The sequence below is a fragment of the Natrinema caseinilyticum genome, from assembly GCF_024227435.1.
In the GTDB taxonomy this organism is placed as follows: domain Archaea; phylum Halobacteriota; class Halobacteria; order Halobacteriales; family Natrialbaceae; genus Natrinema; species Natrinema caseinilyticum.
Genome location: NZ_CP100445.1, coordinates 1407433 through 1432676, shown reverse-complemented (window position 1 = coordinate 1432676; position 25244 = coordinate 1407433). Strand labels below are relative to the sequence as shown.

The 25244-nt window shown below is 61.9% G+C and carries 25 protein-coding genes, 1 tRNA gene and 1 pseudogene; 21 read left to right on the top strand and 6 right to left on the bottom strand.

Going from position 1 to position 25244, the window contains the following annotated elements; genetic code table 11:
- The first annotated feature begins 105 nt into the window (after nt 1–105).
- From cmk to NJT13_RS06915, 12 genes and pseudogenes are all read left to right on the top strand, one after another.
- Nucleotides 106–681, top strand: coding sequence for a (d)CMP kinase (cmk, locus tag NJT13_RS06975; RefSeq protein WP_254524845.1), 576 nt, complete (start codon nt 106–108; stop codon nt 679–681).
- A complete protein-coding gene (locus tag NJT13_RS06970; protein WP_254524844.1) occupies nt 681–1589 on the top strand; it encodes an RNA-guided pseudouridylation complex pseudouridine synthase subunit Cbf5 in 909 nt (302 codons plus the stop codon). Before cmk ends, NJT13_RS06970 begins: the two co-directional genes overlap by 1 nt.
- Nucleotides 1590–2043: 454 nt before the next feature.
- Nucleotides 2044–3440 (top strand): annotated as a pseudogene (locus NJT13_RS23425) (ABC transporter substrate-binding protein).
- A 9-nt stretch (nt 3441–3449) separates the two neighbouring features.
- The gene (locus tag NJT13_RS06955; protein WP_254524843.1) at nt 3450–4295 is read left to right on the top strand and encodes an ABC transporter ATP-binding protein; all 846 of its coding nucleotides are present in this window, start codon (nt 3450–3452) and stop codon (nt 4293–4295) included.
- Nucleotides 4296–4314: 19 nt separating this feature from the next.
- On the top strand, nt 4315–5013 hold the full coding sequence (locus tag NJT13_RS06950; protein WP_254524842.1) for an ABC transporter ATP-binding protein: 699 nt from the start codon (nt 4315–4317) through the stop codon (nt 5011–5013).
- Nucleotides 5010–6047, top strand: a complete 1038-nt coding sequence (locus tag NJT13_RS06945; RefSeq protein ID WP_425499791.1) for a branched-chain amino acid ABC transporter permease — start codon at nt 5010–5012, stop codon at nt 6045–6047. Before NJT13_RS06950 ends, NJT13_RS06945 begins: the two co-directional genes overlap by 4 nt.
- 190 nt (nt 6048–6237) lie before the next feature.
- A complete protein-coding gene (locus tag NJT13_RS06940) occupies nt 6238–7407 on the top strand; it encodes a branched-chain amino acid ABC transporter permease (protein WP_254524841.1) in 1170 nt (389 codons plus the stop codon).
- Between the two features lie 133 nt (nt 7408–7540).
- Nucleotides 7541–7611: transfer RNA gene (locus NJT13_RS06935), tRNA-Pro, on the top strand.
- A 109-nt stretch (nt 7612–7720) separates the two neighbouring features.
- Nucleotides 7721–7960 carry a DUF7563 family protein gene (locus tag NJT13_RS06930; RefSeq protein ID WP_254525412.1) on the top strand — a complete coding sequence of 80 codons (240 nt, stop codon included), beginning with the start codon at nt 7721–7723 and terminating at the stop codon, nt 7958–7960.
- Nucleotides 7961–8093: 133 nt separating this feature from the next.
- Nucleotides 8094–8429 (top strand): hypothetical protein, encoded by a 336-nt coding sequence (locus tag NJT13_RS06925; RefSeq protein WP_254524840.1) that lies wholly within the window; start codon nt 8094–8096, stop codon nt 8427–8429.
- The gene (locus NJT13_RS06920) at nt 8419–8616 is read left to right on the top strand and encodes a sigma factor-like helix-turn-helix DNA-binding protein (protein ID WP_254524839.1); all 198 of its coding nucleotides are present in this window, start codon (nt 8419–8421) and stop codon (nt 8614–8616) included. Before NJT13_RS06925 ends, NJT13_RS06920 begins: the two co-directional genes overlap by 11 nt.
- A gap of 211 nt (nt 8617–8827) precedes the next feature.
- A complete protein-coding gene (locus tag NJT13_RS06915; protein WP_254524838.1) occupies nt 8828–9808 on the top strand; it encodes a DUF7845 domain-containing protein in 981 nt (326 codons plus the stop codon).
- Between the two features lie 65 nt (nt 9809–9873).
- Here the strand turns inward: NJT13_RS06915 and NJT13_RS06910 are convergent, their stop codons facing one another.
- Nucleotides 9874–10236 carry a HalOD1 output domain-containing protein gene (locus NJT13_RS06910; RefSeq protein WP_254524837.1) on the bottom strand — a complete coding sequence of 121 codons (363 nt, stop codon included), beginning with the start codon at nt 10234–10236 and terminating at the stop codon, nt 9874–9876.
- A complete protein-coding gene (locus tag NJT13_RS06905) occupies nt 10220–10669 on the bottom strand; it encodes a DUF7344 domain-containing protein (RefSeq protein ID WP_254524836.1) in 450 nt (149 codons plus the stop codon). The genes NJT13_RS06910 and NJT13_RS06905 overlap by 17 nt, the downstream gene beginning before the upstream one ends.
- A gap of 491 nt (nt 10670–11160) precedes the next feature.
- On the opposite strand from NJT13_RS06905, the gene NJT13_RS06900 reads away from it, so the two are divergent.
- Both NJT13_RS06900 and NJT13_RS06895 read left to right on the top strand, forming a co-directional pair.
- Nucleotides 11161–11457, top strand: a complete 297-nt coding sequence (locus tag NJT13_RS06900; protein ID WP_254524835.1) for a DUF7692 domain-containing protein — start codon at nt 11161–11163, stop codon at nt 11455–11457.
- A gap of 313 nt (nt 11458–11770) precedes the next feature.
- On the top strand, nt 11771–12448 hold the full coding sequence (locus tag NJT13_RS06895; RefSeq protein ID WP_254524834.1) for a hypothetical protein: 678 nt from the start codon (nt 11771–11773) through the stop codon (nt 12446–12448).
- Nucleotides 12449–12558: 110 nt separating this feature from the next.
- On the opposite strand, the gene NJT13_RS06890 is transcribed toward NJT13_RS06895, so the two are convergent.
- Nucleotides 12559–12978: a PD-(D/E)XK family putative nuclease gene (locus NJT13_RS06890; RefSeq protein WP_254524833.1), complete on the bottom strand. Its 420-nt coding sequence runs from the start codon at nt 12976–12978 to the stop codon at nt 12559–12561.
- 425 nt (nt 12979–13403) lie between these two features.
- Between NJT13_RS06890 and NJT13_RS06885 the strand changes: the two genes are divergently transcribed.
- Nucleotides 13404–13619, top strand: a complete 216-nt coding sequence (locus tag NJT13_RS06885; RefSeq protein WP_254524832.1) for a hypothetical protein — start codon at nt 13404–13406, stop codon at nt 13617–13619.
- Between the two features lie 45 nt (nt 13620–13664).
- Here NJT13_RS06885 and NJT13_RS06880 read toward each other — a convergent pair whose 3' ends face one another.
- The gene (locus tag NJT13_RS06880) at nt 13665–13850 is read right to left on the bottom strand and encodes a hypothetical protein (protein ID WP_254524831.1); all 186 of its coding nucleotides are present in this window, start codon (nt 13848–13850) and stop codon (nt 13665–13667) included.
- Nucleotides 13851–14828: 978 nt separating this feature from the next.
- On the opposite strand from NJT13_RS06880, the gene NJT13_RS06875 reads away from it, so the two are divergent.
- The 3 genes from NJT13_RS06875 (at nt 14829) to NJT13_RS06860 (ending at nt 18682) form a co-directional block, all read left to right on the top strand.
- A complete protein-coding gene (locus NJT13_RS06875) occupies nt 14829–15233 on the top strand; it encodes a type IV pilin domain-containing protein (protein WP_254524830.1) in 405 nt (134 codons plus the stop codon).
- 889 nt (nt 15234–16122) lie between these two features.
- The gene (locus NJT13_RS06865) at nt 16123–17832 is read left to right on the top strand and encodes a hypothetical protein (protein ID WP_254524829.1); all 1710 of its coding nucleotides are present in this window, start codon (nt 16123–16125) and stop codon (nt 17830–17832) included.
- Nucleotides 17833–18406: 574 nt separating this feature from the next.
- Nucleotides 18407–18682: a HalOD1 output domain-containing protein gene (locus NJT13_RS06860; protein WP_256549418.1), complete on the top strand. Its 276-nt coding sequence runs from the start codon at nt 18407–18409 to the stop codon at nt 18680–18682.
- 109 nt (nt 18683–18791) lie between these two features.
- On the opposite strand, the gene NJT13_RS06855 is transcribed toward NJT13_RS06860, so the two are convergent.
- Nucleotides 18792–19937: a zinc metalloprotease gene (locus NJT13_RS06855; protein ID WP_254524827.1), complete on the bottom strand. Its 1146-nt coding sequence runs from the start codon at nt 19935–19937 to the stop codon at nt 18792–18794.
- A gap of 173 nt (nt 19938–20110) precedes the next feature.
- On the opposite strand from NJT13_RS06855, the gene NJT13_RS06850 reads away from it, so the two are divergent.
- The 3 genes from NJT13_RS06850 to NJT13_RS06840 all read left to right on the top strand — a co-directional run bounded on the left by NJT13_RS06850 (nt 20111) and on the right by NJT13_RS06840 (nt 24745).
- Nucleotides 20111–23080: an ATP-dependent helicase gene (locus NJT13_RS06850; RefSeq protein WP_254524826.1), complete on the top strand. Its 2970-nt coding sequence runs from the start codon at nt 20111–20113 to the stop codon at nt 23078–23080.
- Between the two features lie 255 nt (nt 23081–23335).
- Entirely contained in the window at nt 23336–24190 is an 855-nt protein-coding gene (locus NJT13_RS06845) for an alpha/beta fold hydrolase (protein WP_254524825.1), read from the top strand.
- A gap of 30 nt (nt 24191–24220) precedes the next feature.
- Entirely contained in the window at nt 24221–24745 is a 525-nt protein-coding gene (locus tag NJT13_RS06840; protein ID WP_254524824.1) for an Lrp/AsnC family transcriptional regulator, read from the top strand.
- Nucleotides 24746–24788: 43 nt separating this feature from the next.
- On the opposite strand, the gene NJT13_RS06835 is transcribed toward NJT13_RS06840, so the two are convergent.
- Complete coding sequence (locus tag NJT13_RS06835; RefSeq protein ID WP_254524823.1) at nt 24789–25244, bottom strand: PaaI family thioesterase; 456 nt, start codon at nt 25242–25244, stop codon at nt 24789–24791.

The following is a 25244-nucleotide window of genomic DNA, read 5'->3' as shown; positions in this document are numbered from 1 at the left end:
GTCGAATCCGGTGTCTTACGGACGATGGCGGCTACTTACCGACGCGGTGAAAGAACGCATACGCGGATTCAAAACCCATTTTACCGGCCCCCTCGCAAACCAACTATGTTACTTACAGTCTCCGGCCCGCCGGGAAGCGGCAAGAGTACCACCGCAGAGCTACTCGCCGAGGCCTTCGATTTCGATCACGTCAGCGGCGGGGACATCTTTCGGACGCTCGCCGACGAACGAGGCTACACCCCCCTCGAGTTCAACAAACTCGCCGAAGAGAACGATCAGATCGACCGCGACCTCGACCGACGGTTGCGCGAAATCGCCGTCGAGAGTGACGAACTGGTACTCGAGTCCAGGCTCGCCGGGTGGCTGGCGGGCGACGAAGCCGACTTTCGATTCTGGTTGGACGCCCCAGTTCGTGTTCGCGGGGAGCGCATCGCCGACCGAGAGGACAAAGACCCCGACAGGGCGACCGAAGAGACGAGAGCCCGCGAGGCCAGCGAGGCACAGCGGTATCAGGAGTATTACGGGATCGATATCCAGGATCTGACCATCTACGATCTCTCGGTGAACACGGCCCGCTGGGAGCCCGATGCCGTCCTCGACATGCTCGTCACCGCGGTCGAACGCTACGACGCCGACGGCGACGAAGGAAAAGCACTCGTCGACCTCGAGTCGAATTTCTGATGGCTCTCCGTGGCCCACCAGCGGATCGGTCGCCCGCCGAGTTGCTCGCCTTCGGCGTCGTCAACCTCGACAAGCCGCCGGGTCCCTCCTCTCACCAGATCAGCGGGTGGTTGCGGGACGCCGTCGACGAAACCCTCGCCGAACGCGGCGCCGACGAGACGATCGACCGAGCCGCTCACGCCGGGACGCTCGACCCCAAAGTGACCGGCTGTCTGCCGGTCATGCTCGGGGACGCGACTCGGCTCGCACCGGTCTTTCTCGAGGGTGGCAAGGAGTACGTCGCCGTCCTCGAATGTCACGCGCCGGTCCCCGTCGATGCCGAGTCCATCGTCGCCGAGTTCGAGGGCCCAATCTACCAGAAGCCCCCGCGCAAGAGCGCCGTCTCTCGACGGCTGCGTATCAGGGACATTTACGAGCTCGAGGTTCTCGAGGCCGAGAAACGGCGGCTCCTGTTGCGCATTCGCTGCGAGAGCGGGACGTACGTCCGCAAGCTCTGTCACGACCTGGGACTCGCCCTCGGTACCGGCGGCCACATGGGTCACCTGCGTCGGACGGCCACGGACCCGTTCGACGATCGAACGCTCCACAGCCCGTCCGACTTCCTCGACGCCCTGGCGTTCTGGCTCGAAGACGACGATCCCGACCCTCTGTACGACGTCGTCGACCCCGCCGAACGGATCCTCGAGGGGATTCCACGCGTCGTCATCGCGGACAGCGCGGCTCGGGAGGTGTCGGAGGGCGCACCGGTTTACGCGCCGGGAATACTCGAGGCCGACGACGGGATCGATCAGGGGGAGCTCGTGGCCTGTTATACGCCCAACGGCGCCGTCGTCTGCCTCGGCGAACTGACCGGGCGCGTGGACGCGGAGCGCGGACTCGTGGTCGATCTCGAGCGCGTCCTCGTCTGAGATGCGAGGACTCGGCGTATCGGAATACTCGACCGTACCCTGAACACGGAGAGGACGACCGTTCGTCGATACGACGAAGGACCACGACCGTCTGTTCGTCGATACGACGAGGGATCACGACGTTTCGGTTTCCCTGTGCAGTGGCGGTTCGGTCCCCGCCACCGTCGGCTCGAGAGCGGAGTCTCGTCGACGAAGCGGGACGAGCGGGGCTCGAGTCGTCGGCGCTGCGCGATCATCCGAACGCGTACGAATGGACGCTGGTCGAGAAATTCGACGGGAACGGGCGGTGGACGATCGGTTTCGACGACGGCGAAAGTGCGAGCGATGCGCTCGTGGGAAACGAGACTCACACCGAGTTCGCGGTCGCTGTCGGGGGATTAGACCCCTCTCTCAGATCGCTCGGCCGGTTCGCTGACTTCGTAGACGGCTGGCCGTTCGCACAGGCCGGGTTCACATGTCAACCTTGTATGTCATGTTCCGTTTGCCCGATTCTTCGTTCGATATGGTGGCTAATATCAATCGGCGGGCGGTACTGAGGCGGTCGGGTGCACTGACGACGGCTGGTGCGATCGGGATCGCAGGATGTCTGGACGAGCAGGTGTCCGGTGGTGACGGGCTGCGAATCGGTGCGATCCAACCCGTCTCCGGCGACCTCAAGTACTACGGTCAGATCAGCCTCATGGGGTTTTACTCCGGGCTGGCCTACAGGTTCGATCTCGATCCGATCGAGGAACTGACGACGGGGCGGTACGAACTCGAGCCGGACGACGGCCCGTCCATCGAGATCATCGTCCAGGACATGGAGTTCGATCCCTCGACGGCACAGCGGGTCGCCGAGGACCTCGTCGTCGACGAGGACATCGATCTGCTGTTCGGCGCCTCCTCGTCGGACTCGACGCGACAGATCATCCCGAACGTCGTCGACGAGGCGGACATCCCCTACATCATCGGCCCCGCCGCTGATGCGGACATTACCGCGTCCAGCGAGTACTGTCACGAACTGGCCTTCCGGGCCAGCGAACACACGGCGATGGACGCTCGCGCCGGCGGCCGACACGTCGCCCAACAAGGCGACGTGTCGACGGTCGCCATCTTCGCCGCCGAGGGGGCGTTCGGAGAGGGGTCGCGACCAACTACCGGGACGTACTCGAGGCGGAGGGCATCGAAGTCCTCGAACCCCGGTTCGTCGAGCCGGGGTACAGCGAATTCGGGGGGATGTTCGACGACGCTATCGACCAGGGTGCCGACGGTGTCGTGGGCGGATTCACGTTCATCACGCTTCCCGAATTTCTCCCGACGGCGATGGCGTACGAAGACATGCAGGTCTTCGGCGGTTTCGCGGAACTCGTCACGACGCAGATCACCGGGAAGGCGGTCCGGGAAGCGCTCGGTGAGGACTTCACCGCAGAGGACATCCAGAACGCTGGACTCGGCCCGTTCACAACGCGATACCACTGGAACCAGTACGACAACGAGATCAACGACGAGTTCATCGAGATGCACATCGACGCCTACGGGCAAGTGCCGGACCTGTTCAGTGCCGGTACGTTCGTCGGCGGCTCGGCCCTCGCACAGGCGATCGAGGAGAGCGGCTCGACCGGCGGAGGCGACATCGCCGACGCGATGCGCGGAATGACCGTCGAAGACACGCCGAAGGGCGAGGGTGCCTACACCTTCCAGGAGCACAACAATCAGGCCGCCTCCGAGATGACCGTCGCCTGGCCGGTGCCGACCGGTTCCGAGTTCGAGGAGACCTGGGACGCCGCGGTGATGCCCGGCGAACCGATCGAGACGTACGGCGCCGACGAGGTTACGGTCCCGGCCGAGGAGGTCAGTTGCGATCTCAGCTGAGGTGATCTCATGTTACTCTCAACGCACGACCTCACGAAGGAATTCGGCGGAATCACCGCAGTCGACGGCGTCGACTTCACGCTCGAGGAGGGGGAACTCTGTTCCGTCATCGGACCGAACGGGGCGGGCAAAACGACGCTTTTCAACCTGCTAACCGGCGTTCTCGAACCGACGGCGGGGTCGATCGAGTTTGCGCCGTCCGATTTCGAGGGCGACCGCCGCGACGACAGCGTCGATATTACTGCCGCCTCCCCCCACGAGACGGCGTTGCTCGGGCTCCACCGTTCGTACCAGATAACCAATATTTTTCCGACGGTATCGGTCCGCGAGAACGTCCGCATCGCCGTTCAGGCCCATCGAGGCAGGGACTCGTGGAAGTTCTGGCGGAACGTCGGCGCGTTCGACGAACACGTCGCGGAGACCGAACGAATTCTGCAGCGCATCGGACTCGCCGCCGCGGCCGACCGGGCCGCCGAGACGCTGAGCCACGGCGAGAAACGAACGCTCGAGATCGGCATCGCCCTCGCCGGCGATCCGGATCTGCTCTTGCTCGACGAACCGACGGCGGGCGTCTCGAGCGAGGACGTGAGTCAGGTCACGGCGATCATCGAGGACATCGCCGCCGATCACGCGGTCATGCTGATCGAGCACAACATGGACGTCGTGATGGGGATCAGCGACCGCGTCGCCGTGTTGAATCAGGGCGAGTTGATCGCACAGGACGATCCCGAGTCGGTACGCGAGAGCGAAGCCGTACAGCGAGCGTATCTGGGCGGATACGATCCCGGCGGTGCCGATGCGGGGTCCGAAACGAACGCTGACGACGGTGGCGAACCGGGGGTGTCCGCCGGATGATCGCGGCGGTGATCCGTCGATGACCCTCCTCGAACTCGAGGGCGTTCACACCTACTACGGCGAGAGCCACATCCTGCAGGGCGTCGACCTCGCCGTCGAAGACGGTGAGATCGTCGCGCTCCTCGGGCGAAACGGGGTCGGAAAGACGACGACGCTCCGGTCGATCTTGCAACTGACCCCGCCGCGGACGGGAATCGTCCGCTTCGAGGGCGAGGACATCACCGGGGCGCCGACCCACGACGTCGCCGCGGGCGGAATCGGCTGGGTCCCGGAAGAACGGCGGATGTTCGGCTACCTCACCGTCGAGGAGAACCTCCGCGTCGCGGTCGCTCCCGACGACGACTTCGAGGCCATGCGCGAGTACGCGTTCTCGCTGTTTCCCGACCTCGAGCGGTTCCGGGAGAAGGAAGCGCGGAACCTGAGCGGCGGCCAGCAGCAGATGGTCGCGATCGCACGCGGCATGGTCGGCGACAACGACCTCCTGTTAGTCGACGAACCCAGCGAGGGGCTGGCGCCCCAGATCGTCGAACAGGTCGTCGAGGCGCTCCGGGAGGCGTCCGCCGAGACGACGATGGTCCTCGTCGAACAGAACTTCCCGCTGGCGATGGACCTCGCCGACCGGTTCTACCTGCTCGATCACGGAACGGTCGTCGAGTCCGGTTCGACCGAGGGCGTCACGGCGAACGACGAGACCATCCGGAGGTACCTCTCCGCATGATGGGGACGACGACGGGCCTCGCGCCGCTGGTGGATACTCCGTTGGCCGTCGATGCTATCGGGCGATTGCTCCAGTTCGACACGCTCGCGCGGATCATCATCGAGGGATTCGGCAAAGCGGCGATCTACTTCATCATCGCCGTCGGGCTGACCATCGTCTTCGGCCTCATGGGAGTTCTCAACTTCGCCCACGGGGCGTTCGCGATGCTGTGGGCGTATCTGGGCGGCATCCTGATGGTCGTCACGATCTCGAGCGGAACGTCACCGGTGGCCAGGTTCGCCCTCTTCATCGCCGTTGCGGCGGTCATCTTCGCGCTGTTGACCGCGTTCGGTTCCGTCCTCGAGATCGGGCTTGTTCGTCCGATCTACGACCGGACGCCGATGTACCAGATCCTGTTAACTTTCGGCGTCGGTCTGATCCTCGAGGAACTGACTCGAATCGTCACCTCCGCGCGCGGCATCCAGCCGGAACCGACCTGGACGGGCGCGGCGGCGACGATCCCCGCGTCGCTGGAGCGGTTCTACTCGATTTTCGGCGCGAACATTCGCGGGTTCTACCTGTTCGCGATCGTCGCCGGGATCCTGATCGCGGCTGTCGTCTGGGCGTTCCTGACGCGGACGCTGTACGGCCTGTACATCCGCGCCGGCAGCGAGGACGACGAGATGGTCGAGGCCCTCGGCATCGACGTCCGGAAGGCGTTCACGATCGTCTTCGGCCTCGGAACCGGTCTCGCGGCCGTCGGCGGCGTCTTCCTGATGTGGGATCCGACGCAGGGACCGAGCGTGCTGCTCAACATCGAGGTCCTGCTGTACGCCTTCGTCGTGGTCGTCATCGGCGGGCTCGGCTCGTTCAAGGGCACGCTCGCCGCGGCGGTACTCGTCGGGAGCGCCGACTCGCTGACGACGTGGGTGTTCAACACCGGTCTCGTCGACTTCCCGGGACTCTCGGAGGTCACGATCTTCCTGTTGCTGGTGATCGCACTCGTCGTTCGGCCACAGGGACTGTACGGCGTCGAGGAGGTGGGCGGCCATTAGCCCCGCCCGCGACGACGTCCGGGACGGGGACGACGGCCGCGTCCGGGAGGATGGCGGTTCGAACGCCGATATCGACTTCGAGGAGTCTGCCGAACCGGACGCCGGTGAACCGACGCCCGGCGCAGTTGGGACCGCTCGAGACGAGACCTGGATCCGTCGCTACCTCCGTGATCACCTCGCGCACGCGTCGGTGGTCGCCCTCTTCGTACTCTACCCGCCGCTGTACGGTATCCTGCTCCGGACGCCGCTGGGTGCCGAGTTCGACGCGTTCCTGCCGGGGACGACGTTCCTCATCGGGATGCTCTACCTCGGCCTGTTCGCGATGAGCTTCGACTTCATCAGCGGCTACACCGGCTATCTCTCGTTCGGCCACGCCACCTTCTTCGGCGTCGGCGCGTACGTCGTCGTCCTCGCGGCCAACGGGAAGGTGCCTGGGATTTCCGAGGGAACGCCGTTCATGATCACGATGGTCCTCGGCGGCCTGGTCGCGTTCGCGCTCGCGCTGGCGATCGGCGCCGTTTCCTTCCGGCTCACCGGCGTCTACTTCGCGATGATTACCCTCGGCTTCGCGCAGGTGGTGTACGAACTCGTTCGCAATTGGGATTACGTCGCGGTGAATCCACAGAGCGGCCCGACGATCGGCGGCCCGACGCCCGAAATCGGCGTGCCGTACGTCGATTCGCTCTCCGTCGCGCTCGGACGGCTCGCCGGTGACAGCTTCGAGAACGTCCTCGGCCTCGGCATCGATATCTCGGCGACGCTGACCACCTACTACGCGATCGGACTGGTCGTCCTCCTCAGTTACTTCGCGATGCAGCGGATCATCCACTCGCCGTTCGGTCGCGTCATGATCGCGATTCGCGAGAACGAAGAACGGGCGCGGGCCATCGGATACAACGTCTTCTGGTACAAGATGGCCGCGTTCGGCTTCAGCGGGTTCTTCGCCGCGATCGCCGGTGCGCTGTTCGCCGCCTACGTCGGCACGGCCCCGCCCAACGAGACCTTCCACTTCCTCGTGACTGCCGACGCCCTGATCGTCACGATCATCGGCGGTATCGGCACCCTCGCCGGCCCGTTCTTCGGTACTGTCTCCTACGAGTGGCTCGAGGACGTGCTCTCGTCCGAACAGGGCGGGCTGGCCCCCTATCTCCGGGCGACGCTTCCGGACGGGATCCTGACGACCGACGTCGCCGACGTGATCAACACGGCCATCGCCGGCCGCGCCCCGCTGTATCTCGGCATCGTCTTCGTGCTGTTCGTGCTGTTCGTCCCCAACGGGCTGCTCGGCACGGTCCGTGATCGACTCGGCGACACCGTCGGGACGGCGGTGGGCGATCGACTCGAGCGATATCGGCACTGATCCGAGCGGAGAGCGAATTCCCTCGAGCGGGGGCGCGAACCGGTGTCGCCGCGTCCCAGCACGGCCCGTCCGGCCGACACCCGTCGGGTGAAAACGACATCCTTAAACAGCAGACGCTCATCGGTCCACGTGCGGGACCGTGGGGTAGTGGTATCCTCTGCGGATGGGGTCCGTAGGACCCGAGTTCAATTCTCGGCGGTCCCACTCGAAATTATCTACGTGTTCAACTCTTAGTGTCTCATACCTCTGATACGGCGGAAAATCCAATTCTCGGCTTCGATATATTTCCACATAGCCGACAGGCTGTGTGGGGGTGGTCGGCGTGACGGTCGCACCGTGGCCGTTGGTCGACAATTCGACGTGTCGTCACTGCGGAGCCCACGTTACCGACCGGTTCCGCCGCGTCTTCGGTGACGACGACGATCGAGCCCTCCGCTGTGGCGACTGCGATACCAACGCGCGACTGAGCCGCGGCTCCGCGGCTGGCGTCGACGTATCGATTCTCGATCCAGAAACGTCGCTCGGCCGTCACGGAGGTGAAGCCGATGCGTAAGGCCGACTTCGTGCGTGCGAGTCGGCTATACGATGCCGACAGTCGGACGCCATCGCCCATCCAGCCTATCAAGCGACCGACGCGGACGTTCGGCAGAGGTTCGAAAACCGAGGTGAGGCAGCGGTTCGGTTTCATGCCCCCGACGGTCGTTCGCGAGCCTGCTCGGGACGGCCAAGACATCCCAATTTGCCCGGAATGCGGCCATCCCGTTGCGAATTCGAAGGGGTCGCAGCGGATCGAGAAACCCGACCTCGTTCATGTCGCCCTCGCCGGCACATTCGACGAACTCGTCACGTTCGGCTGGCGGTGTGAACGCCATCCCTACGAGATCGTACTGCCGATGCGGGTCGGCGATGCGGACGCGAGCGCGTTCGTCGACGGTTGGACCGGCGTCGAGATCCGCTTCGCTGATGAGCACGTTCGCCACGTTGCAATCCCTAAACGGGAGCTGAGCGAGCGTGTCGAGTGAGCAGGCTACAGGTCGACTTTGGTCGGATCTCTCCGCGCTCACTGAGGCCGAGCGCGAGGCCTACGTCGCCTGTCGAGAGAACGGCGTCGGGGTCCGCGAACTCGCCCGGCGGACCGATCGCCGGCCGGGGACGATCGGGAATCTCCTTTCGCGAGCCGAAGCCAAACTCGAGGTGGGGGCAGCGTGACTCGACTCGTCGAGAGCAGCGTGTGTGAGCGCTGTGACGAGGCCGTCGACGGGCTTCGCCGACTATGTGCAGAGTGTCCGCGCGACGTTCGCGACGCACGTGAGGGACTGTTGTGAGCGTTGATGCTGCTGACGATCCGGTGTAGTTTGACGATGTCACCGGGTCTGAGTCCGACACCTTTCCGGAACCCCGCGCTCACGGCGCCGCGGTGATGAATCACCTCGCCGATGTTCAGGTTCCTCACGCCGATCGGAGCAGTGATCGTGGGACGCTGTATGATCGGTCGCTGTCCTACTGGCGCGAGCACATCGTCGACCGCGACCTCGAGCCGTACGTCGCCGTCGACGACTTCGAGGCCGACTGGTTGCCGCCGGGCGACTACGCCTTGGTGCTCACATTGTCGCGGTGGAAGGCCGGGACCGGTCACGGTGACGATTATCGGTCGTACTACGAGCAACACCTGAAGCTCCGCGAGTGGGGATACACAGACGACGGCGAGCGCGAGCTCCGGAAGCCCGCGCTGGCGTTGCATGTCGAGATCATGCCCCAGTTCCGCGAGATGGTCTACAAGAGCGGTGACTCCCTCGAGTGCCCGTACGGCGAAGGAACGCGGTTGCTCGCCTGGACGACATGGGCCGAGGACCCCTTCGAGATCGAACGCCGGATGTACGATGCGCTTCGAGCCGTCTACCGAGCCGACACGGTTGACCTTGACGATCGCGTTGACGATGCACGCCGGGTTCCGAAAGCCGAGGCGCACATTCGGTTTGGGATCGCGAAGAAGAACGCCGCGATCGAGACTCCCGAGCAGTCGAAGCAGCTCATCGGCTGGGGCGGCGAAAGCGAGATCGACGCCCACCAGCGCCGGCAGCGCGAAGGGTGGCTCGAAGCACTCATCGAGAGTGGCCGCTGGCACCTGCTCGGATTCAAGCCCCAGCGCTACAGTACGGAGGTGAAAATCTATCAGGCGAACCAGTGGCACAAGAAGTCGAAAAGCGATCCGTTCCACCACCCGAAGCTCGAAGCTTCCTACGCGGGTGTCGACCGCGGAGAGCCCCCACACGTCTCTGAATGGGACGACGTCCTCGAGCACTTACGGACAAGACACCGACCGTTCGGTACAGGCCGAGTGCTGAATGCGCGAGCATCCGCGAGCGAAGCGAACGAGGGAGGGCGACGAGCAAAAGGTTGACTTACAAATACGTTGGCCGGTCGAGTATCCGGCGTGTGATCCCACAATGGCTCCGGAGTGCCTTTCTACGATAGGCCTGTTTCGGTCTGTTCGTACACCTGTATCCATCCGTCGCTTCGGACTTTCACGAGGTAGTTGGTATACTGAAACTCGACAGTCCCAATGCCCTGCCGAGAACCTCCGGCTACGTCTGATCCGAAGAACGCGTCTTCAATCGACGGTACATCCACAGATTCGTACAGCGGTGGCGACTTTACCTCTCTCGGAGAGACGCCTTCGGCCTCTGCGATGGCGTATACGATTGCGGTCGTGAGTTCTCCCTGTCCGTTGGATTCGTAGTGTCGCTGTGCCACCTGCGTCTGGTGCATATCGGAACCACTGGTGGGGTCGTCTCCGTCGATAGTTCCATCGTTACTCCTCTTGCTCATCCATATCACTCCGTGCGTGAGTTTCCTGGTTCGTGTCGAGGCTGGCACCCATCCCTTCGAGGGCGGCCAAGACCTGTTCGGCGTGTTCGGCGGTCGTAATCGTCTCGGTCGCTTCATCGAACGCAACCACGTCTTCGTCAATCAGTTTCGGGACGTGGGCGTGGTACAGCGAGACGTACACCTCTTCGCGCTGGTCTTCCGTTACGGCGTGTTCCGGAACCTCGTTCTCCCAGGCGGCGATTTTCGTCGCCAAGTCACTCAGCGACCATTCGGTGTCTTCGAGAAGGGTGTAGCACAGGTAGCGCCGTCGGGGGTGCCCCAACGCCTCGTACACCGGCTCTATCTCCAAAATGCTCGGCGGCGGCAGTTGCTTTTCGGGTGACGCAGACACGTCGAATGATGCTTCCTCATCCGGGTCAGGTTCGCCAGCCATGCGATAGAGACACAACGAGCGAATAAAACAGTTCCTCCAAACCAGACAGAACGGATATTTCTATGATGAACGCTATCGGTTTGTGTTTTCATACCTTCCATTTACTGGCCGATCGAATCAAACGTCATTTGAAATTTTTTTGACTATTAATGACACCAGGGGTATGAGGACGCGGCATCTCACGAGTGACGTGATAACAGCCTCTCGATAGCATATGCGCACCTGTAGTCATACGCGGTGTTCAGTTATCTCTGAGTGAATAGAAGACGGTGAAGTACCATTCTGATCCGACCCCAGGGGTCGCCCGTCAGCAGAATTCGATCTCCGAATATGCACACGAGCCGCGACTCGTCGTGTGCATATCTCGAGTCGATCCATCGCTCGAATCGTCGTTCTTCTCTGACTGTCCGACATGCTCAGCTGATTTCGGGCTGAAATGGGCCGGTCAGTGAGTCGAAAAAACTAGGGTTTCGAGGGTCGTGTGTACGAGCATGCGAATCAGGACCGACGGTGATTACGCGTATCGACGGGATGCGATTGAACGTGCACCTGCCTTCTACGACTGCAACAAGACGAAGGCCGTGGTGAGCGCCTGCGACGATGTTCCGAAATTCGTTCAAGCCGCCCGCCGCGTCCTCGAGTGCGATGACCTCACGCTTGAGCAGCGTCGGGAGATCGCCGAGACGCTCTCGACTCGAACGATGGCGTTCGAGGTCGACACTGAGGTCGTCGCGAAGGCCGACTCAGAACAGGAACGAGGCTGCCTCGTTGAAACCCTCATACGGTGATAGGTTTCAGCGGTTGTGCTGAATACAGGGCGTGAATCGGTCATCTCGACATGACTGTGGCGTTTTCCAGTGAGTCAACTGATCGGCGTATAACATTATTACGATCCTGCGTTGCCCGTAGAGACGGGAGGATAGAGGTATGACAGAGCATAATACGGAATCGACGGATGGCCACGGCTTTCGGAGACGAACAGTGCTCGAAATTGCCGGAGGTGCCGGTGCGACAATCGGTCTGCTTGGTGCATCGACCGGGTCAGGAGCGGCACAGTCAGATGGTGAGCAAGGCCAGAACCGGAACCGGAGATGCTACTCATTGTCCATCGACAATCCCTATTTTCCACTCCAGGTGGGTCAGCAGTCGGTCTTGCAAGGGACCGACGACGAAGGAGTGACCGTCAGAGTGCAGGTCACCGTCTTCGACGAGACGGAGGACGTCGCCGGTATTACAACTCGTGTGTTCGAAGAGCGTGAATGGGAGTCTGAGGCGGAAGACCCGACCTTCCCCGATGACTTCGACCTCATCGAAGTTTCGGAGAACTACGCTGCCCAGACGTGTGACGGGACGGTATGGTATTTCGGCGAGGAACTTCTCGTCTTCGACGGCGAACCGGTAGAGAACGGTGGGGCAGACGTCGGAGCGTGGCGCGCAGACGATTCTGCCAGTGCGCCGGGCATTCTGATGACCACGTGGCCGGTCGTGGGTTCGCGTTGGCAACAGGAGGTTGCCCCTGAGGCAGCCCTGGACGAGGCCGCCATCGTCGAGGCTGGATTGGCTGTTGATCTCGAGAACGAAAACTCCGCCACGTTCGAAGACTGTATCAGAGTCTTCGAGTGGAATCCGATCGAGGGACAAACAGGACCTCCCTCACCCTTGCCTGATCCCCTGCCGGAGGACGTCCCAAATTCGTGGGGAGACGAGAAAATTTTCGCACCCGGTGTTGGCATTATCGTCGACGAAGACGTCGAACTCGTCCAGTTCTCCGAGGGCTGACTGGCACTCTGAGAGAGTCAAGCATCAAAGGAAGTTTGTCGGTTTCGTGATTTCACTACGCCTATCAGTGGGTGGTGAATCCATCTTCTCTATTCAGCACGCTATTCGTATCATCTGCTGAGGATTTCGGCAGAGCCGAAAAAATCTGAAATCGCTATTTTCGCCTGTTTCGTGTGTCGATGGTCCCCGTCTCCGTGCCACCGGAGCATGGGCAGGCTCGAGGCGGCGACAGCTTTCGTCTTGAGAATCTGCGTTCTGGTCCCCCGTCGCCGGTAGATCGCGAAACTGCACATGCCGACGGCTCGCACCAGCTGCGAGTGGTACTGCTCGTAGACCTTGAAGTTCCCCGGCTGGCCGTCTGCGTGTCGGTGGGCGGTCGCTTTGAACTCCCACGGGGTGTGCCCTTTCTTCCCGTCGTACCACGTCGTGTCGATCCGTTTTCCATCGCTATCGACGAGATCGCCGCAATACTTTTCCGCCAGGTGGTACTCCGCTGCGGTCCCGTGTTTGTTCGCCTTGTGACTCGGCATTGCGGTCGATTCCGCGAGCGTGCGCGCCTCACGCGCGTCTTATCAATCAGATCCCCGCCATATTCTGCCGCCCGCCCATCGGTCGCCTCGCTCCCGCCGGGAGCGAGCGATGAGCCAGGGATTGACCGCCCTCTACAGTACGTCGGGGGCTCCCGGACGCGGACAGGTCGCCGCCGTCATCCGGTTATCGCCTCGACTGCGTCTATCGCTCCTCGTGCTCACCGTCCTGAGTCTCGGGCCACCGATCGCCACTTCGCCGGCACTACCGCACTCGAGCGGCGTTTGTCTCTCTGCGCGGCTCTCTTTGGCCTCCTCGAGCAGTTGGACGTTCTCGCCAGCGTCGTACGTACCATAGAACCACCTGGCCGAATCGACGACCAGTTACACACGCGAGCAGGGTGGGGGGAAGTTACATACGACAACGTTTGGCAACGCTCGAGAAAGGGCCTGCTTCCACTGGAAAAGGCGTTCACACGGCCGATCACGTCGTCGATTCACCGTTCGAGCGGTGGCTCGCGAGAACCGGCTCCGATCTGCCGTTCGACGGCCAGAGTGAGTCCCGTCGGATGCGAATCGAGGCGATTCGCTCGAGGCCGACGGCCGACAGCTTCGCGGACGTTCAGACGCCCGTGACGTGGTGACGCCGACCTGATCGGGGAGACTGACTGAGTCGGTAATCGAGTTCGTCAGCGAGTCCGCTCCCGTGCAGTGGCGCCCGTGGAATCGACCCGTTCGAACAGCTCGATCGTGGACTCGATGTTCTTGATCGACGGCCGCATCGTGATCGGCTCGGGAAGCTCCTTGTCGAGCGTCTTGACCTCGCCGAGAACCTCCTCGAGTCGAACGCGCGTGAACTGGTGGCCATCCGTCATGTGCGGTCGCCCTCCGCGTGACGGTCATCGGCGGGGCCCGTCGGTCTATCTGCCGCGGCGACGCACACCGCGGGAGACGGCGTTCGCTCGGCCTCGAGTGATGCCGCAAAACTGCGTAGCAGGCGCTCTCCGGACGTTTTCTCGGCCTCAGCTTCCGAAATTCTTTCGTAGGGTGGTGTGTGAGTATACATTGTCCTCAATGGATGCGAGGACACAGGTCGGGTGCCCTTACACCCGGCCGATTTCGTATCGGCCGTCCTGTGCCTCTAATTTAGGTGATTATCATTGGTTACTTATAGCTTACTGAACACCTCGCGGCCGTCCCGCGCGGGCACGCTCGCGATCACCCATCATCTCGTTGGCCGAGCGGACCAGCCGTCGAACTGACGGGTACCCGCGGACTCGAGCAGCGCCGGGAGACCGCCGAGATGGTTTTCTGGAGAACGTCGAGACGGTCCCCCGGAGATCACCGAGGTGGTCTCGACTCGAGGCGACACCGACCCGTCGTCGATCTCTTCGATTTCGGCATCCGTATTGTCGGTCTGGTATAGAACGGCCCGTCGGTACTAGTTCTCGAGCGGCCACGCGTCGTCTCCGGGACCGCCGTCGGCGGTGCGCGCGAGACCGCGCAGGCGAGTGACTGTAGTCGATTTTGACATACGGTTGGATTTGTTCGATGGGCCACAAGTTCTATTAGCCCTGAATTTCCGACAAAATCGGCAGACGGAACCGGTTCAAGTACCTGTTGTAACCCTTCCGTCAGTGGCTAATTATCACGATTGAAAGTGTTTCCAGGTCAGACGAATCTGACTTTCCCTTACGTATATATGGGTCCGGTGACGCCTCTTCGTTAGCATCGGTAAGACGGCTCGAGAAAGCGGGGACGCAGGTTGCTATCAATCCCCCTGGTCCGCAAGCCTCGGTTTGGGTAGGGTGCTGATAAGCTTTCTCGCCGTCGATGCCGGATGTGTCATGATAATGACGGACGGAAAAGCAATACAACGAAAGTTGATCGGAGAACAGGATGAACGAGCCGTATCGCCTGTCATAGGGGTTATCCTCATGGTAGCGATTACGGTCATCCTCGCAGCCGTGATTGCGGCTTTTGTCCTTGATTTAGGACAAAGCCAAAGCGCATCTGCATCAGCAGGCGCACAGTTCGATAAAGCAGCTGCGCCAAGTGGCGTTGTTGAAGTCTCTCTAATTTCAAAGGACCGAATTGACGATGGCACATCCCTTACTGTCAATTGTGAAGGAAATGCGACCAATCCTACATTGACAGACGTTGGGGAAACAGTCAGTTGCGATCATGACGATGAAACAGTAACTATCGTCGGAACGTACCAAGGGGAAGAATCGACAGTCCAAACCTGGAACCCGTGATAGTTCCTTAATTTCTCTAAGCCTATTTCACGATTTCAATTTATTATCGCAACCTAAGATGAGTGATATCCATACTGTTTTTTTACTCTAACTCTTCGGCCTGAAGATCCGAGAGAAGTTAAGCCAGTATTCGCGCGCATCGCGTCAACAGGTGATGTTCGAACTCCTCTGGCATACTGGTTGTCAGCTTGGATGGTCTCCGAGTTGCCGACCTTCGAGACTGTTATTTCGACGCGTCTAATCTCGAGCGACTCCGACACCAGGACGGCATCGATCAGGCGGTGCTCAAGGAAGTCGACATTCCGTTCGTCTACTTTCGACACCGAGCCGAGACGCCGTTGAAGAACAAACGGCAAGAAGAGCGGCCGATAGCGATCTTGCAGTCTGTAGCCAACCGAGTTCAAGAATACGTCGACGTATATCGTGTCGAACGGACTGACTCGAATGGCCGCCGGCCGCTGCTACCGATCGAGATCCTCTCCGTATTCGACACTTGGCGGCTCGTCCCCCCGAGCCGCCCGAAAACCCAGTTTCCGGTTTCGGTCCGCGTCCACATTGCCGGTAACCTGTCACGAACTGGTTGGCGCGAGGACCGTCCCGGGACCGTCGGCCGTCGACTCGGTCACTCGGTACTGGGACGGTTTCGTGACAGCGCAATCCCGTTGCGACTTCGGTATCGATACCGGACGTCGAAGCGAGGTGCGGTCGTGTTCGACTTGCGTTACTCGTACTGATCGGACGGATGGGGAGCGCGACGGCGGGATCGATCCTCACAGTGTGAATCACGACCCGTCTCGGGCCCGGCCGACAGAGGCGGGGGCATCAGCTCGATTCCTATTATTTTTCGGTAAAAAGATCTATATGAACTATGTGCTAATCGTGTTGTTGCATGGGTGACGAGGACGGAACCGAATCGGTCGGCGAATCGCGACGAAATGTACTCAGGTCTCTCGGGACGCTTCCGGTTGCCGGCCTCGCTCTCTCCTCGAGCGACGTCGTGTCGGAGGCCTCGGCGGCCGACAACACGTGGCTATTTTCGGAATACGGAGAGACGAAGCGCGACGTGTGGGACTACAGCGACGAAGTGTACTTTCACGACGACTTCGTCCCGGACGCCGAGGAGTCGCTGCGGGCGCTCACGAACATCGTCGAAGTGGAAGTGATAGACTTCCAACAGGAAAAGGAGTCGCAGGGGTACTACCAGATCGCGGTGCGCATGTACGTGGCGATGAGTGTTCAGTCCACGACGCAGTATGGATACCGTGAGTACAGCAAATATCACAAGAAGATTCCCGCGATCAGAGACCTCGAACTCTCCCTGTTCAAGGATGAAATCACTGGCGGGAATTTCGACGTCAGAACGGCGTCTGAACGACCGGAGTGGGGCGGAGTGTGGCACAACGGTATCGATGCGGACGTCAGAGATTTCAACAAAACGGCCGCGGGTCTCTTGCTCGATTACGGGGCTGACGTGCTGGAAAGCAGTCTCCTCTCTACGATGTCCCTCGTAAAGGACACTGCCGAACTGTTGGCGAAATTGAACGAACTCGCCGACACGGACACGGAGACCGAATTCGAAAAATATTACCACAAACCGAAATCTGAAATTAACGCGTTCAAGAAGTTCGAAATTGATCTCTATCCGGGCGAGTCGGCCGAGTTCACCATCGAATCGGACGTCAATACGGTCATGGCCAAGCCGGTGGACGATCACGACTCGATATACTCGGTCCCCGTCCCGGGATATTCGAGATCGTTCAGAATCGAGGTCCCCGACGGCTCGGTGCCTGATATCAGTCCAGACGATCTCGGTGAGAAACTCCACCTCGAGGATCGAATGATAGACGACGTTTCGGAATCGATCGACTCCCATCCGGTCAGCGATCCGGTGTCGTTCTTCGGGCCGCTCTCGTACGACGGCCCACAGCCGAGCCACGTGCGTGTCCGTGACGGGTCCGTGCCCGAGGTTCAGATCGAAGAGTGGGAGTACCAGAACGGTGTTCACCGCGCGGAATCGGTCAACGGGTTACTGATCGAACCGGGGCATCACGAGCTCACCGACGGCTCGCTGATGATCGCTGGCCGGTTGGACGGCGTCGACGAGGCGTTCCATACGATCCCGTTCGGGCACGAATTCAACAGCTATCCGGTCGTACTCACACAGCCACAGACGTACAACGGGTCGCAAGCGATCGTCTCGCGTCAGCGGAATCTCGGTTCCGATAGCGTAGACGTCTGCGTCCAGGAAGAAGAGGGGAACAACGGTGTACACAGAGGCGAGACGATCGGATTCGTTGCAACTGAAATGACCATCGGTGGGCCGAAGACGTACGAATATAATGGAGTGCAACGAGAATTCGAAGCCGGACGAAGGGAGGTGGACGATCAGTGGACGACGATCCACTTCTCCGAGACCTACGACAATCCCCATTTCCTCGCCGATATTCAGACCTACGAGGGCGCAAATACGGCCGGACTGCGCTACCGAAACCTCACGAGTTCGAGCGTGGAGGTGTTCGTCGAAGAAGAACAAAGCGCCGACGACGAAGTCAGCCACGTTGGCGAACTCGTCGGCTATATGGTGTTCGAACCGAATTAGTCGCACCGACTGCGGCTACCGAAACCATTTCCACCGCAGTAAAACTTTGTCCCAGGTTCACACGCAACACCGAACCGGTATTTTCGGCGCGATGCGGACGACCGTGTCCGAGAGAAACGGCCAACGTAGTCGCTCGAACGCATGCTGTAGACCAGCTTTCGCTCGCTATCGCCAACGTGCTCGACTCGACGGTCCTCCGTCCCTCGAGTCGGCGAACGTTCGATTCTCGAGTGCGGGACGCGTTCCGGGACCCGTCGGCCCGCCCGGAGGCGCCCGTGTCGTTCGCGAACCCGGTCGGCCAGCGCGACGTCCGATCCGGTCGCGACCCGCTCGCGAGGTCCTGGACGACGGGTCCCCGTTCCGTTCGGATCGGGAACCGGTTCGCGGGAGCACTGACCGCGACCAACGGTTCGGGCATTCGGATCGAGCGATCCCTTTCCGCGTCCCGATTGCACTTTAATACGTTGCATCGACGGTTGGACTGAGGACAACTGTCCGCTTCGTCCGACGTCCGTCAGTCGCGCGTCAGTAAAGTATCGAGGGTATTATTTGGGTCCTCGTTGCCGAGGGTGACATGCCGAAAACAATGTCGACCAGTATGCGGGTTGTCCATGCAGTGGCGGCTCAGGAAGACGTGGATCCGGCCGAACTGCAACCGCCGCTTCACGCGGTCGTCGATGCGGATGCACTCGACGACCTGTTCCCGTCGGGGGGCGCCGACTCGAGCAGTCTCGCCAGGTCCGTCGAATTCACCTACCGTGGGAATCAGGTATGTATCGACAGCCGGGGCAACGTCGACGTGTTGGCCCGCTCCGCCGAGTCGGGGGCCTCGACGACTCCCGGTCGGTAGGGTACCGAACGGAACGTCGCTTCGGTCCCCGCTCGTCGTTCGATTCCGAGCCCGGGTTCGCGCCTCGACTCGATCGGGGACCGACTGCTGGAGACGTGAGCGATTCGAGTCATCCGTCGACGGTGACGGCCGACGTCGACGGCGTAAACATGTGGTCGTCGATGTACTCCCAGTCGTCGAATCCGGTGAGGCTCCCCCCGGAGAACCCGTAGTAATCCGCGGGTGCGTTGTAATTCATGACGCTCCGGTACCGCCAGAAGGCGTATTCCGTGGAGTCGATGCCCTCGAAATCGGCGTTCGACAACCCGAGCGAGTGACCGAGTTCGTGCATCACCGTCGAACCCGTTTCGTCGCGCTCCGGCTGGGATTCGACCATCAGGGTTCCGAGACCGGCTTTCCCGATGATATTCTGCAGTCCCGAATCGCCGGCGACGTTCTCGACGATGACCAGATAGTGATACCCGTGGTCCGCGCGGTCGAAATTACGCCTCCGATACTCGTTCAGATCGCCGACGTCGGTTGCCGATGTCCAGGGGAGGGTCTCGTCGACGACGAAGTGCAGCGACGCACCGGTCGAACCGTTGGGATTTTCGAGGGGCGCGGTCTCGAACTCTCTGACGATTCGATCGGCTTCCGCCTGCTCGAACGCGGTTCGCTCCATGGTGTCGACCTCGACGTAGATATCGGTTCTGAGCGGGTCGGCGCCGGGAAAGAGATCCTGACGCTTCGTCTCCGCACCGTCCGTGAGGCCGTCGGCGTCGGTGTCCGATGCCTTCGGATCGGTGTCGTACTCGAGAACCTCCGTCCCGTCCGCGAGCCCGTCCCCGTCCGTATCGGCCCGACGCGGATCGGTTTCGGACTGCTCGAGTTCGTCGCCATCGGACAGTCCGTCGGCGTCCGAATCCGACGCGCGCGGGTCCGTTTCGTGGTCGAGCACTTCCGCCACGTCGGTGATCCCATCGCCGTCGGTATCCGCCTCGAGCGGATCGGTTTCGTGTGCGGTGACCTCCGCGCCGTCGTCGAATCCGTCGCCATCGGTATCGTTCGCGGTCGGATCGGTGCCGTATCGGGTTTCGTCACCGTCGTCGACACCGTCCCCGTCCGTATCTGCGGCCAGGACGGCGGTCCCGTGGCGGAGTTCGGTCAGTGGGGGAACGCCGTCGCCGTCGGGATCGACGACCGTCGTTCCGCCGACGAGCCCGGTCGTGAGGAGACCGAGCGCGAAAACGAGACCAGCCAGCCGCGATAGTTGCATTTCGTGAACGTCACGAATACGAGGGTAATTAAATTACGGCCGTCGCAAGCGTCCGGTCGATATCCCGGACGGGAGTCGCCCGAATCGCGACTTCGGGCGCGAGGATCCACTTCTCGTTCACTTTCGTTCCGCTGTCCAAACCCTCTTACACGCCGGTCCCGCAGACGACCGTAATGGACGGGAACGAGCGCCTCGAGTTGCCGGTTTCCGACGACGCCCTCCCCTTCGACGCCGACGGTGTGACGATCGAAGACGGCCACGTGTTCGATCTCCTCGAGCCTGCCGTACAGGAGTGGTGGCTCGAAGAGTTCGGTGAGTTCGTCCCCGAGAACGGCGGCTTCTTTACGCCACCGCAACGCGGTGCGATCCCGAAGATACACGAGGGGACGAACACGCTGATCTGTGCGCCGACGGGGTCGGGAAAGACGCTAGCCAGCTTTCTCTCGATACTGAATACGCTCTACGAACGCGACCGGGAATCTGCCGATGCGGACGGGCCCAGTTCGTCTGACCGGGAGTCGGAGTCTCCCGCCGGCCTCGAGAATTCCGTCTACTGTCTCTACGTGTCCCCGCTGAAGTCCCTCGCGAACGACATCCATCGCAACCTCGAGGTGCCCCTCGAAGGGATCGAGGAAATCGTGGCACGGCGCGACGGCGACGGATCGATGGGGGAGATCCGCCACGCGATCCGCCACGGCGACACCGACTCGGCCGAGCGCCAGAAGATGCTCGAGGAGACGCCACACATCCTCAATACGACGCCCGAGACGCTCGCTATCCTCCTCAACTCCCCCAAGTTCCGGGAGAAACTCCGCACCGTCGAATACGTCATCGTCGACGAGATCCACTCGTTGGCGTCGGGCAAACGGGGAACGCACCTCGCGGTGAGCCTCGAGCGACTCGAGGCGATGGTCGACGGCGAGATCACCAGGATCGGGTGTTCGGCGACGATCGAACCGCTGTCCCGCGTCGCGGAGTTTCTCGTCGGGTGCGAGACGCCACGCGTGACCGACGACACGAGCCGCGAGGACGGCGCTGCGACCACCGATCCGACCGATCGGATCGACGGCCCGCCAGCGGACGGCGGGCGAAGCGAGCCGCGAGTCGACGAGAAACGAAGCGACTCGCGAGCGGGCGATGAACCCGGCGACAGGTATCGTGACTACGAAATCGTCGACGCCCGATTCGCCCGCGAGTTCGACCTGCAACTCGAATGTCCGACCGACGATTTGATCAACACGCCCCGCGATATCGTCCAGGAACGGTTCTATCGGTCCCTCCACGACCACATTCAGGACCACACGAACACCCTCGTGTTCACCAACACGCGCTCGGGCGCGGAGCGAGTCCTCCACAATCTCCGGGAACGCTTCGACGAGTACGGCGAGGACAATTCGGGCTGTCACCACGGGAGCCTCTCGAAGGAGGTCCGCCAGGACATCGAGGGGCGGCTGAAAGCGGGCGATCTCGACGTCGTCACCTCCTCGACCAGCCTCGAGTTAGGGATCGACATGCCCCACGTCGATCTGGTCGTACAGGTTGGCTCGCCGAAGTCGGTCGCCGCCTTGCTCCAGCGGGTCGGCCGGGCCGGCCACCGCGTCGGCCAGACCGTGACCGGTCGCGTCATCGCCCTCGACCGCGACGAACTGCTCGAGTGCGCGGTGATGCTCAAAAAGGCCCAGGAGGGGTTCGTCGACTCGGTGTCGATTCCCGAAAACGCACAGGATGTCGCTGCCCAGCACGTCTACGGGATGGCGATCGCAGAGATTCGGCCCGAGTCCGAACTCAAAGCGATCCTCAGACGCGCGTATCCCTATCGCGACTACACCGAAGCGGAGTACGAGTCGCTCATGCGGTATCTGACGGCAGAGTACGCCGGTCTCGAGGACCGAAACGTCTACGCGAAAGTCTGGCGCGACGGCAACGATCCGCCGACGGGCGAACACCACCACGAGGAATACCCGGTCGGGGAGCGATTGATCGGCAAGCGCGGCCGCCTCGCGCGGGTCATCTACATGACGAACATCGGGACGATCCCGGACTCGTTTACCTGCGACGTCAAGACGCGCGCGAGCGACGAGTGGGTCGGTCAACTGGACGAACAGTACCTCGACACCTTAGAGAAGGGCGACGTCTTCGTCCTCGGGGGCAACCACTTCGAGTACCGATATCGGCGGGGGTCGAACGTCTACGTCGATCGTACGACGGCGCGTCCGACCGTTCCATCGTGGTACTCGGAGCGACTTCCGCTCTCGTACGACCTGGGCTGTGAGATCCTCGCCTTTCAGGACGAACTCCTCGAACGCTACGAGGGCGGCGGGCCGCCGCGAGTCCGCGCGTGGCTTCGGCAGTTCCCCCTGGACGACGACAGCGTGCGCGCTATCGCTCGCCTGTTCGATTACCAGTGTCAGTACGCCGGACCCGAGAGCGTCAGCACGCCCGACCGACTCGCGATCGAGGTCGTCCGCGACCGGGAGGAGTACGAACGTCACTACTACGTCCACTCGTCGTACGGTCGCAAGGTAAACGACGGGCTCTCTCGACTGCTCGCGTACCGCTGTGCGCAGGAGGCGACCGCGAACGTCCGCGTCGCGGTCGCGGACAACGGCTTCGTCCTCTCGATGCCGCTGAACCGCAAAGTCGATATGGAGGGGATCGTCGCCGACCTCGAGGCCGCGGACGTTCGCGACGACCTCCGTGCGTCCCTCGCCGGTACCGACTTGCTCCAGCGATACTTCCGGATCAACGCGACCCGCTCGCTCATGATCCTCAAACGGTACAAGGGCTACGAGAAATCCGCGAGCGAACAGCAGGTCTCGAGCGAGATGCTGCTCGGGTTCGCCGAGGGTCTCGAAAACTTCGCGGTGATCGAGGAAACGTATCGCGAAATCCTTGAGGATAAACTGAACGTCGCGGAGATCGAGGACGTCGTCGACGCGATCGATGGCGGCTCGCTCGCGATTTCGCGACGGCTGCTCGACTCGCCGACACCGCGAGCGTTCGGCCTGGCGACGCTGTCGGCGAGCGACGTCGTCCTCGCCGAAGACGAGAGTGCCGCACTGCAGGCGTTTCACGATCACGTTCTCGAGGAAATCGGCGAGGAGTCGCTGGCCGGGCTCGCGACCGGTTCGAAGGACGAGTAACGGCGGCCACGGCTCGCCGTCGGTCCGAAACGGTCACTCCCATCGACTCGTCCGATTTTCGCCGTTCGCTCGCGGCCGATCGTTAACAACGGTAGCTCACTCCCAAAATGGTTTTATGATGGAAACTGAATGTGAGGTATGTCACCGATGATGGCGTGTGATGCAGTCTCTCAGAGACGCCGTGACAGTTGGCGCAACGAGAGCGACGACGCAACGGCCCCGCTGTGGCGCGTCAGTCCGAACGGAGGGACCTAGATGGTCGACCACGATACCTGGAGCGACCAGCAATCGACGACGACGGTTTCCGTCGATGGCCACGACCTCGAGGTCGCCTACCACGATGACGGGGCCGACGAGGGCGAGGAACCGCCTGTGGTCTTCGTTCACGGCATTCCGACCTGGTCGTTCCTCTGGCGGGACGTCGTCGATGCCGTCGCCACGGACCGGCGGACCATCGCGCCCGACATGCTGGGCTACGGCAACTCCGCGATGAGCGACGACTTCGACCGTTCGATCCGCGCCCAGGAACTGATGCTGGACGCCCTGCTCGACGACCTCGGCGCCGATCGGGTCGCACTCGTCGGTCACGATATCGGCGGCGGCGTCGCGCTGCGCGTTGCCGCGCACAATCCCGACGTCGTCGAGCGACTCGTGCTTTCGAACGCCGTCTGTTACGACTCCTGGCCCGTCGAATTCGTCTCGAACCTGGGTCTGCCGTCGACCGCGGACATCGAACGCGAGGAACTCGAGGGGCGTCTCGAGTCGGCCTTCGTCGAGGGAGCGTACGGCGAGGCCGATCCCGAGTTCGTCGACGGAATGAAAGCACCGTGGCTGACCGACGAGGGCCACGTGTCGCTGGTCCGCAACGCCGTCGCGACGAACACGAACCACACGACCGAGATCGATTACGGTGCGATCACCGCCGAGACGTTGCTCCTGTGGGGGGAAGACGACGTGATGCAGCCGTACACCTACGCCGAACGATTGGCAGACGATATCGCCGATACCGAACTCGCGCCGCTGTCGGAGTCCTACCACTGGGTTCCGGAGGATCGGTCGGACGCTTACGCCGACCGCCTTCGCGAGTTCCTGACCGATGGAAGGTCATAAGATGCAGGTTCACATGAGAGGCACGTTAGTATGAGTAAGGAACCACCGAACTGGGAGTTCAAAGATCGCGACATCGCGATCCTCAGCGAACTCTCGAACGATCCACAGTTATCGTCGCGGGAACTCACGCAGGTCCTCGAGTCCGAGTACGACATCGAGGTCTCCCACGTCACCGTCAGCGAGTCGATCCGGCGGATGCGCGACGAGGGCGTCTTCCGCGAGGCGATCATCCCGAACGAGGAGTACTACATCTTCGCGCTGTTCGAATTCAAATTCAATCCCGAGCACTTCGCCGACTACTGGCGAGAGGCGATGGAATACATCAAGGCGGACAAACACACCCTGTTTTTCTTCCTCTCGGACGGGGAGTACCAGTGGAAAACGGTGATGATGTTTCGCGATCGCGAGGAAATCTCGCGGTGGATTCACAACTGCTACAGGGACTACGGCAAAGCCGTCACGAACATTCGTAATTCGGCGGTTCACAACGTCCTCAAGTTCCAGACCGATCCGCGAATCTTCGAGGAACTCGGCGACGATCCCGGGACCGAGTGACCACGTCCCCGTCGAGTATTCGCTTCGAACGCGATCGAGACCGTTAGTCGTCGCCCCGTCCGTTACGGAACAGCCGATAGGTGGTTCGTCCGACGGCGGCCTCGCCGTCCGCACCCGCGACGGTGACGTCGGTGACGCCGGTCGAACCGCCCGCACGGAGCACTTCGGCCTCGGCTCGCAGTTCGCCGGTTGCCGGACGGAGGTACGACACGTTGAGGTCGGTCGTCGTCAGGAAGGCTTCCGACGGGTCGTCGAACGTGGTGCGGAGCGCGAAGGCGCTCGAGGTATCGATCAACGTCGCGACGATACCGCCGTGGACCGGATCGTGTCCGTCGCTACCGATCGGGTTCTCGAAGTCCTCGTTCTGTGAGAGGACGAGGGCCGCCCGTCCGTCCTCGAGGTGTTCGACCTCGAGATCGAGCCACGACAGGTAGCCGTGACGCGCGACGAACGACTCCCATTCGGGCCACCCGGACGGGTCGTCCGGTCCACCGGTCAT

Bases quoted from the DNA above. Each gene is read 5' to 3' on its own strand.
- cmk (WP_254524845.1), top strand. From the start codon at position 106: ATGTTACTTACAGTCTCCGGCCCGCCGGGAAGCGGCAAGAGTACCACC.
- NJT13_RS06970 (WP_254524844.1), top strand. From the start codon at position 681: ATGGCTCTCCGTGGCCCACCAGCGGATCGGTCGCCCGCCGAGTTGCTC.
- NJT13_RS06955 (WP_254524843.1), top strand. From the start codon at position 3,450: ATGTTACTCTCAACGCACGACCTCACGAAGGAATTCGGCGGAATCACC.
- NJT13_RS06950 (WP_254524842.1), top strand. From the start codon at position 4,315: ATGACCCTCCTCGAACTCGAGGGCGTTCACACCTACTACGGCGAGAGC.
- NJT13_RS06945 (WP_425499791.1), top strand. From the start codon at position 5,010: ATGATGGGGACGACGACGGGCCTCGCGCCGCTGGTGGATACTCCGTTG.
- NJT13_RS06925 (WP_254524840.1), top strand. From the start codon at position 8,094: ATGCCCCCGACGGTCGTTCGCGAGCCTGCTCGGGACGGCCAAGACATC.
- NJT13_RS06915 (WP_254524838.1), top strand. From the start codon at position 8,828: ATGAATCACCTCGCCGATGTTCAGGTTCCTCACGCCGATCGGAGCAGT.
- NJT13_RS06910 (WP_254524837.1), bottom strand. From the start codon at position 10,236: ATGAGCAAGAGGAGTAACGATGGAACTATCGACGGAGACGACCCCACC.
- NJT13_RS06905 (WP_254524836.1), bottom strand. From the start codon at position 10,669: ATGGCTGGCGAACCTGACCCGGATGAGGAAGCATCATTCGACGTGTCT.
- NJT13_RS06900 (WP_254524835.1), top strand. From the start codon at position 11,161: ATGCGAATCAGGACCGACGGTGATTACGCGTATCGACGGGATGCGATT.
- NJT13_RS06890 (WP_254524833.1), bottom strand. From the start codon at position 12,978: ATGCCGAGTCACAAGGCGAACAAACACGGGACCGCAGCGGAGTACCAC.
- NJT13_RS06880 (WP_254524831.1), bottom strand. From the start codon at position 13,850: ATGACGGATGGCCACCAGTTCACGCGCGTTCGACTCGAGGAGGTTCTC.
- NJT13_RS06875 (WP_254524830.1), top strand. From the start codon at position 14,829: ATGACGGACGGAAAAGCAATACAACGAAAGTTGATCGGAGAACAGGAT.
- NJT13_RS06865 (WP_254524829.1), top strand. From the start codon at position 16,123: ATGGGTGACGAGGACGGAACCGAATCGGTCGGCGAATCGCGACGAAAT.
- NJT13_RS06860 (WP_256549418.1), top strand. From the start codon at position 18,407: ATGCCGAAAACAATGTCGACCAGTATGCGGGTTGTCCATGCAGTGGCG.
- NJT13_RS06855 (WP_254524827.1), bottom strand. From the start codon at position 19,937: ATGCAACTATCGCGGCTGGCTGGTCTCGTTTTCGCGCTCGGTCTCCTC.
- NJT13_RS06850 (WP_254524826.1), top strand. From the start codon at position 20,111: ATGGACGGGAACGAGCGCCTCGAGTTGCCGGTTTCCGACGACGCCCTC.
- NJT13_RS06845 (WP_254524825.1), top strand. From the start codon at position 23,336: ATGGTCGACCACGATACCTGGAGCGACCAGCAATCGACGACGACGGTT.
- NJT13_RS06840 (WP_254524824.1), top strand. From the start codon at position 24,221: ATGAGTAAGGAACCACCGAACTGGGAGTTCAAAGATCGCGACATCGCG.
- NJT13_RS06835 (WP_254524823.1), bottom strand. From the start codon at position 25,244: ATGACCGGTGGACCGGACGACCCGTCCGGGTGGCCCGAATGGGAGTCG.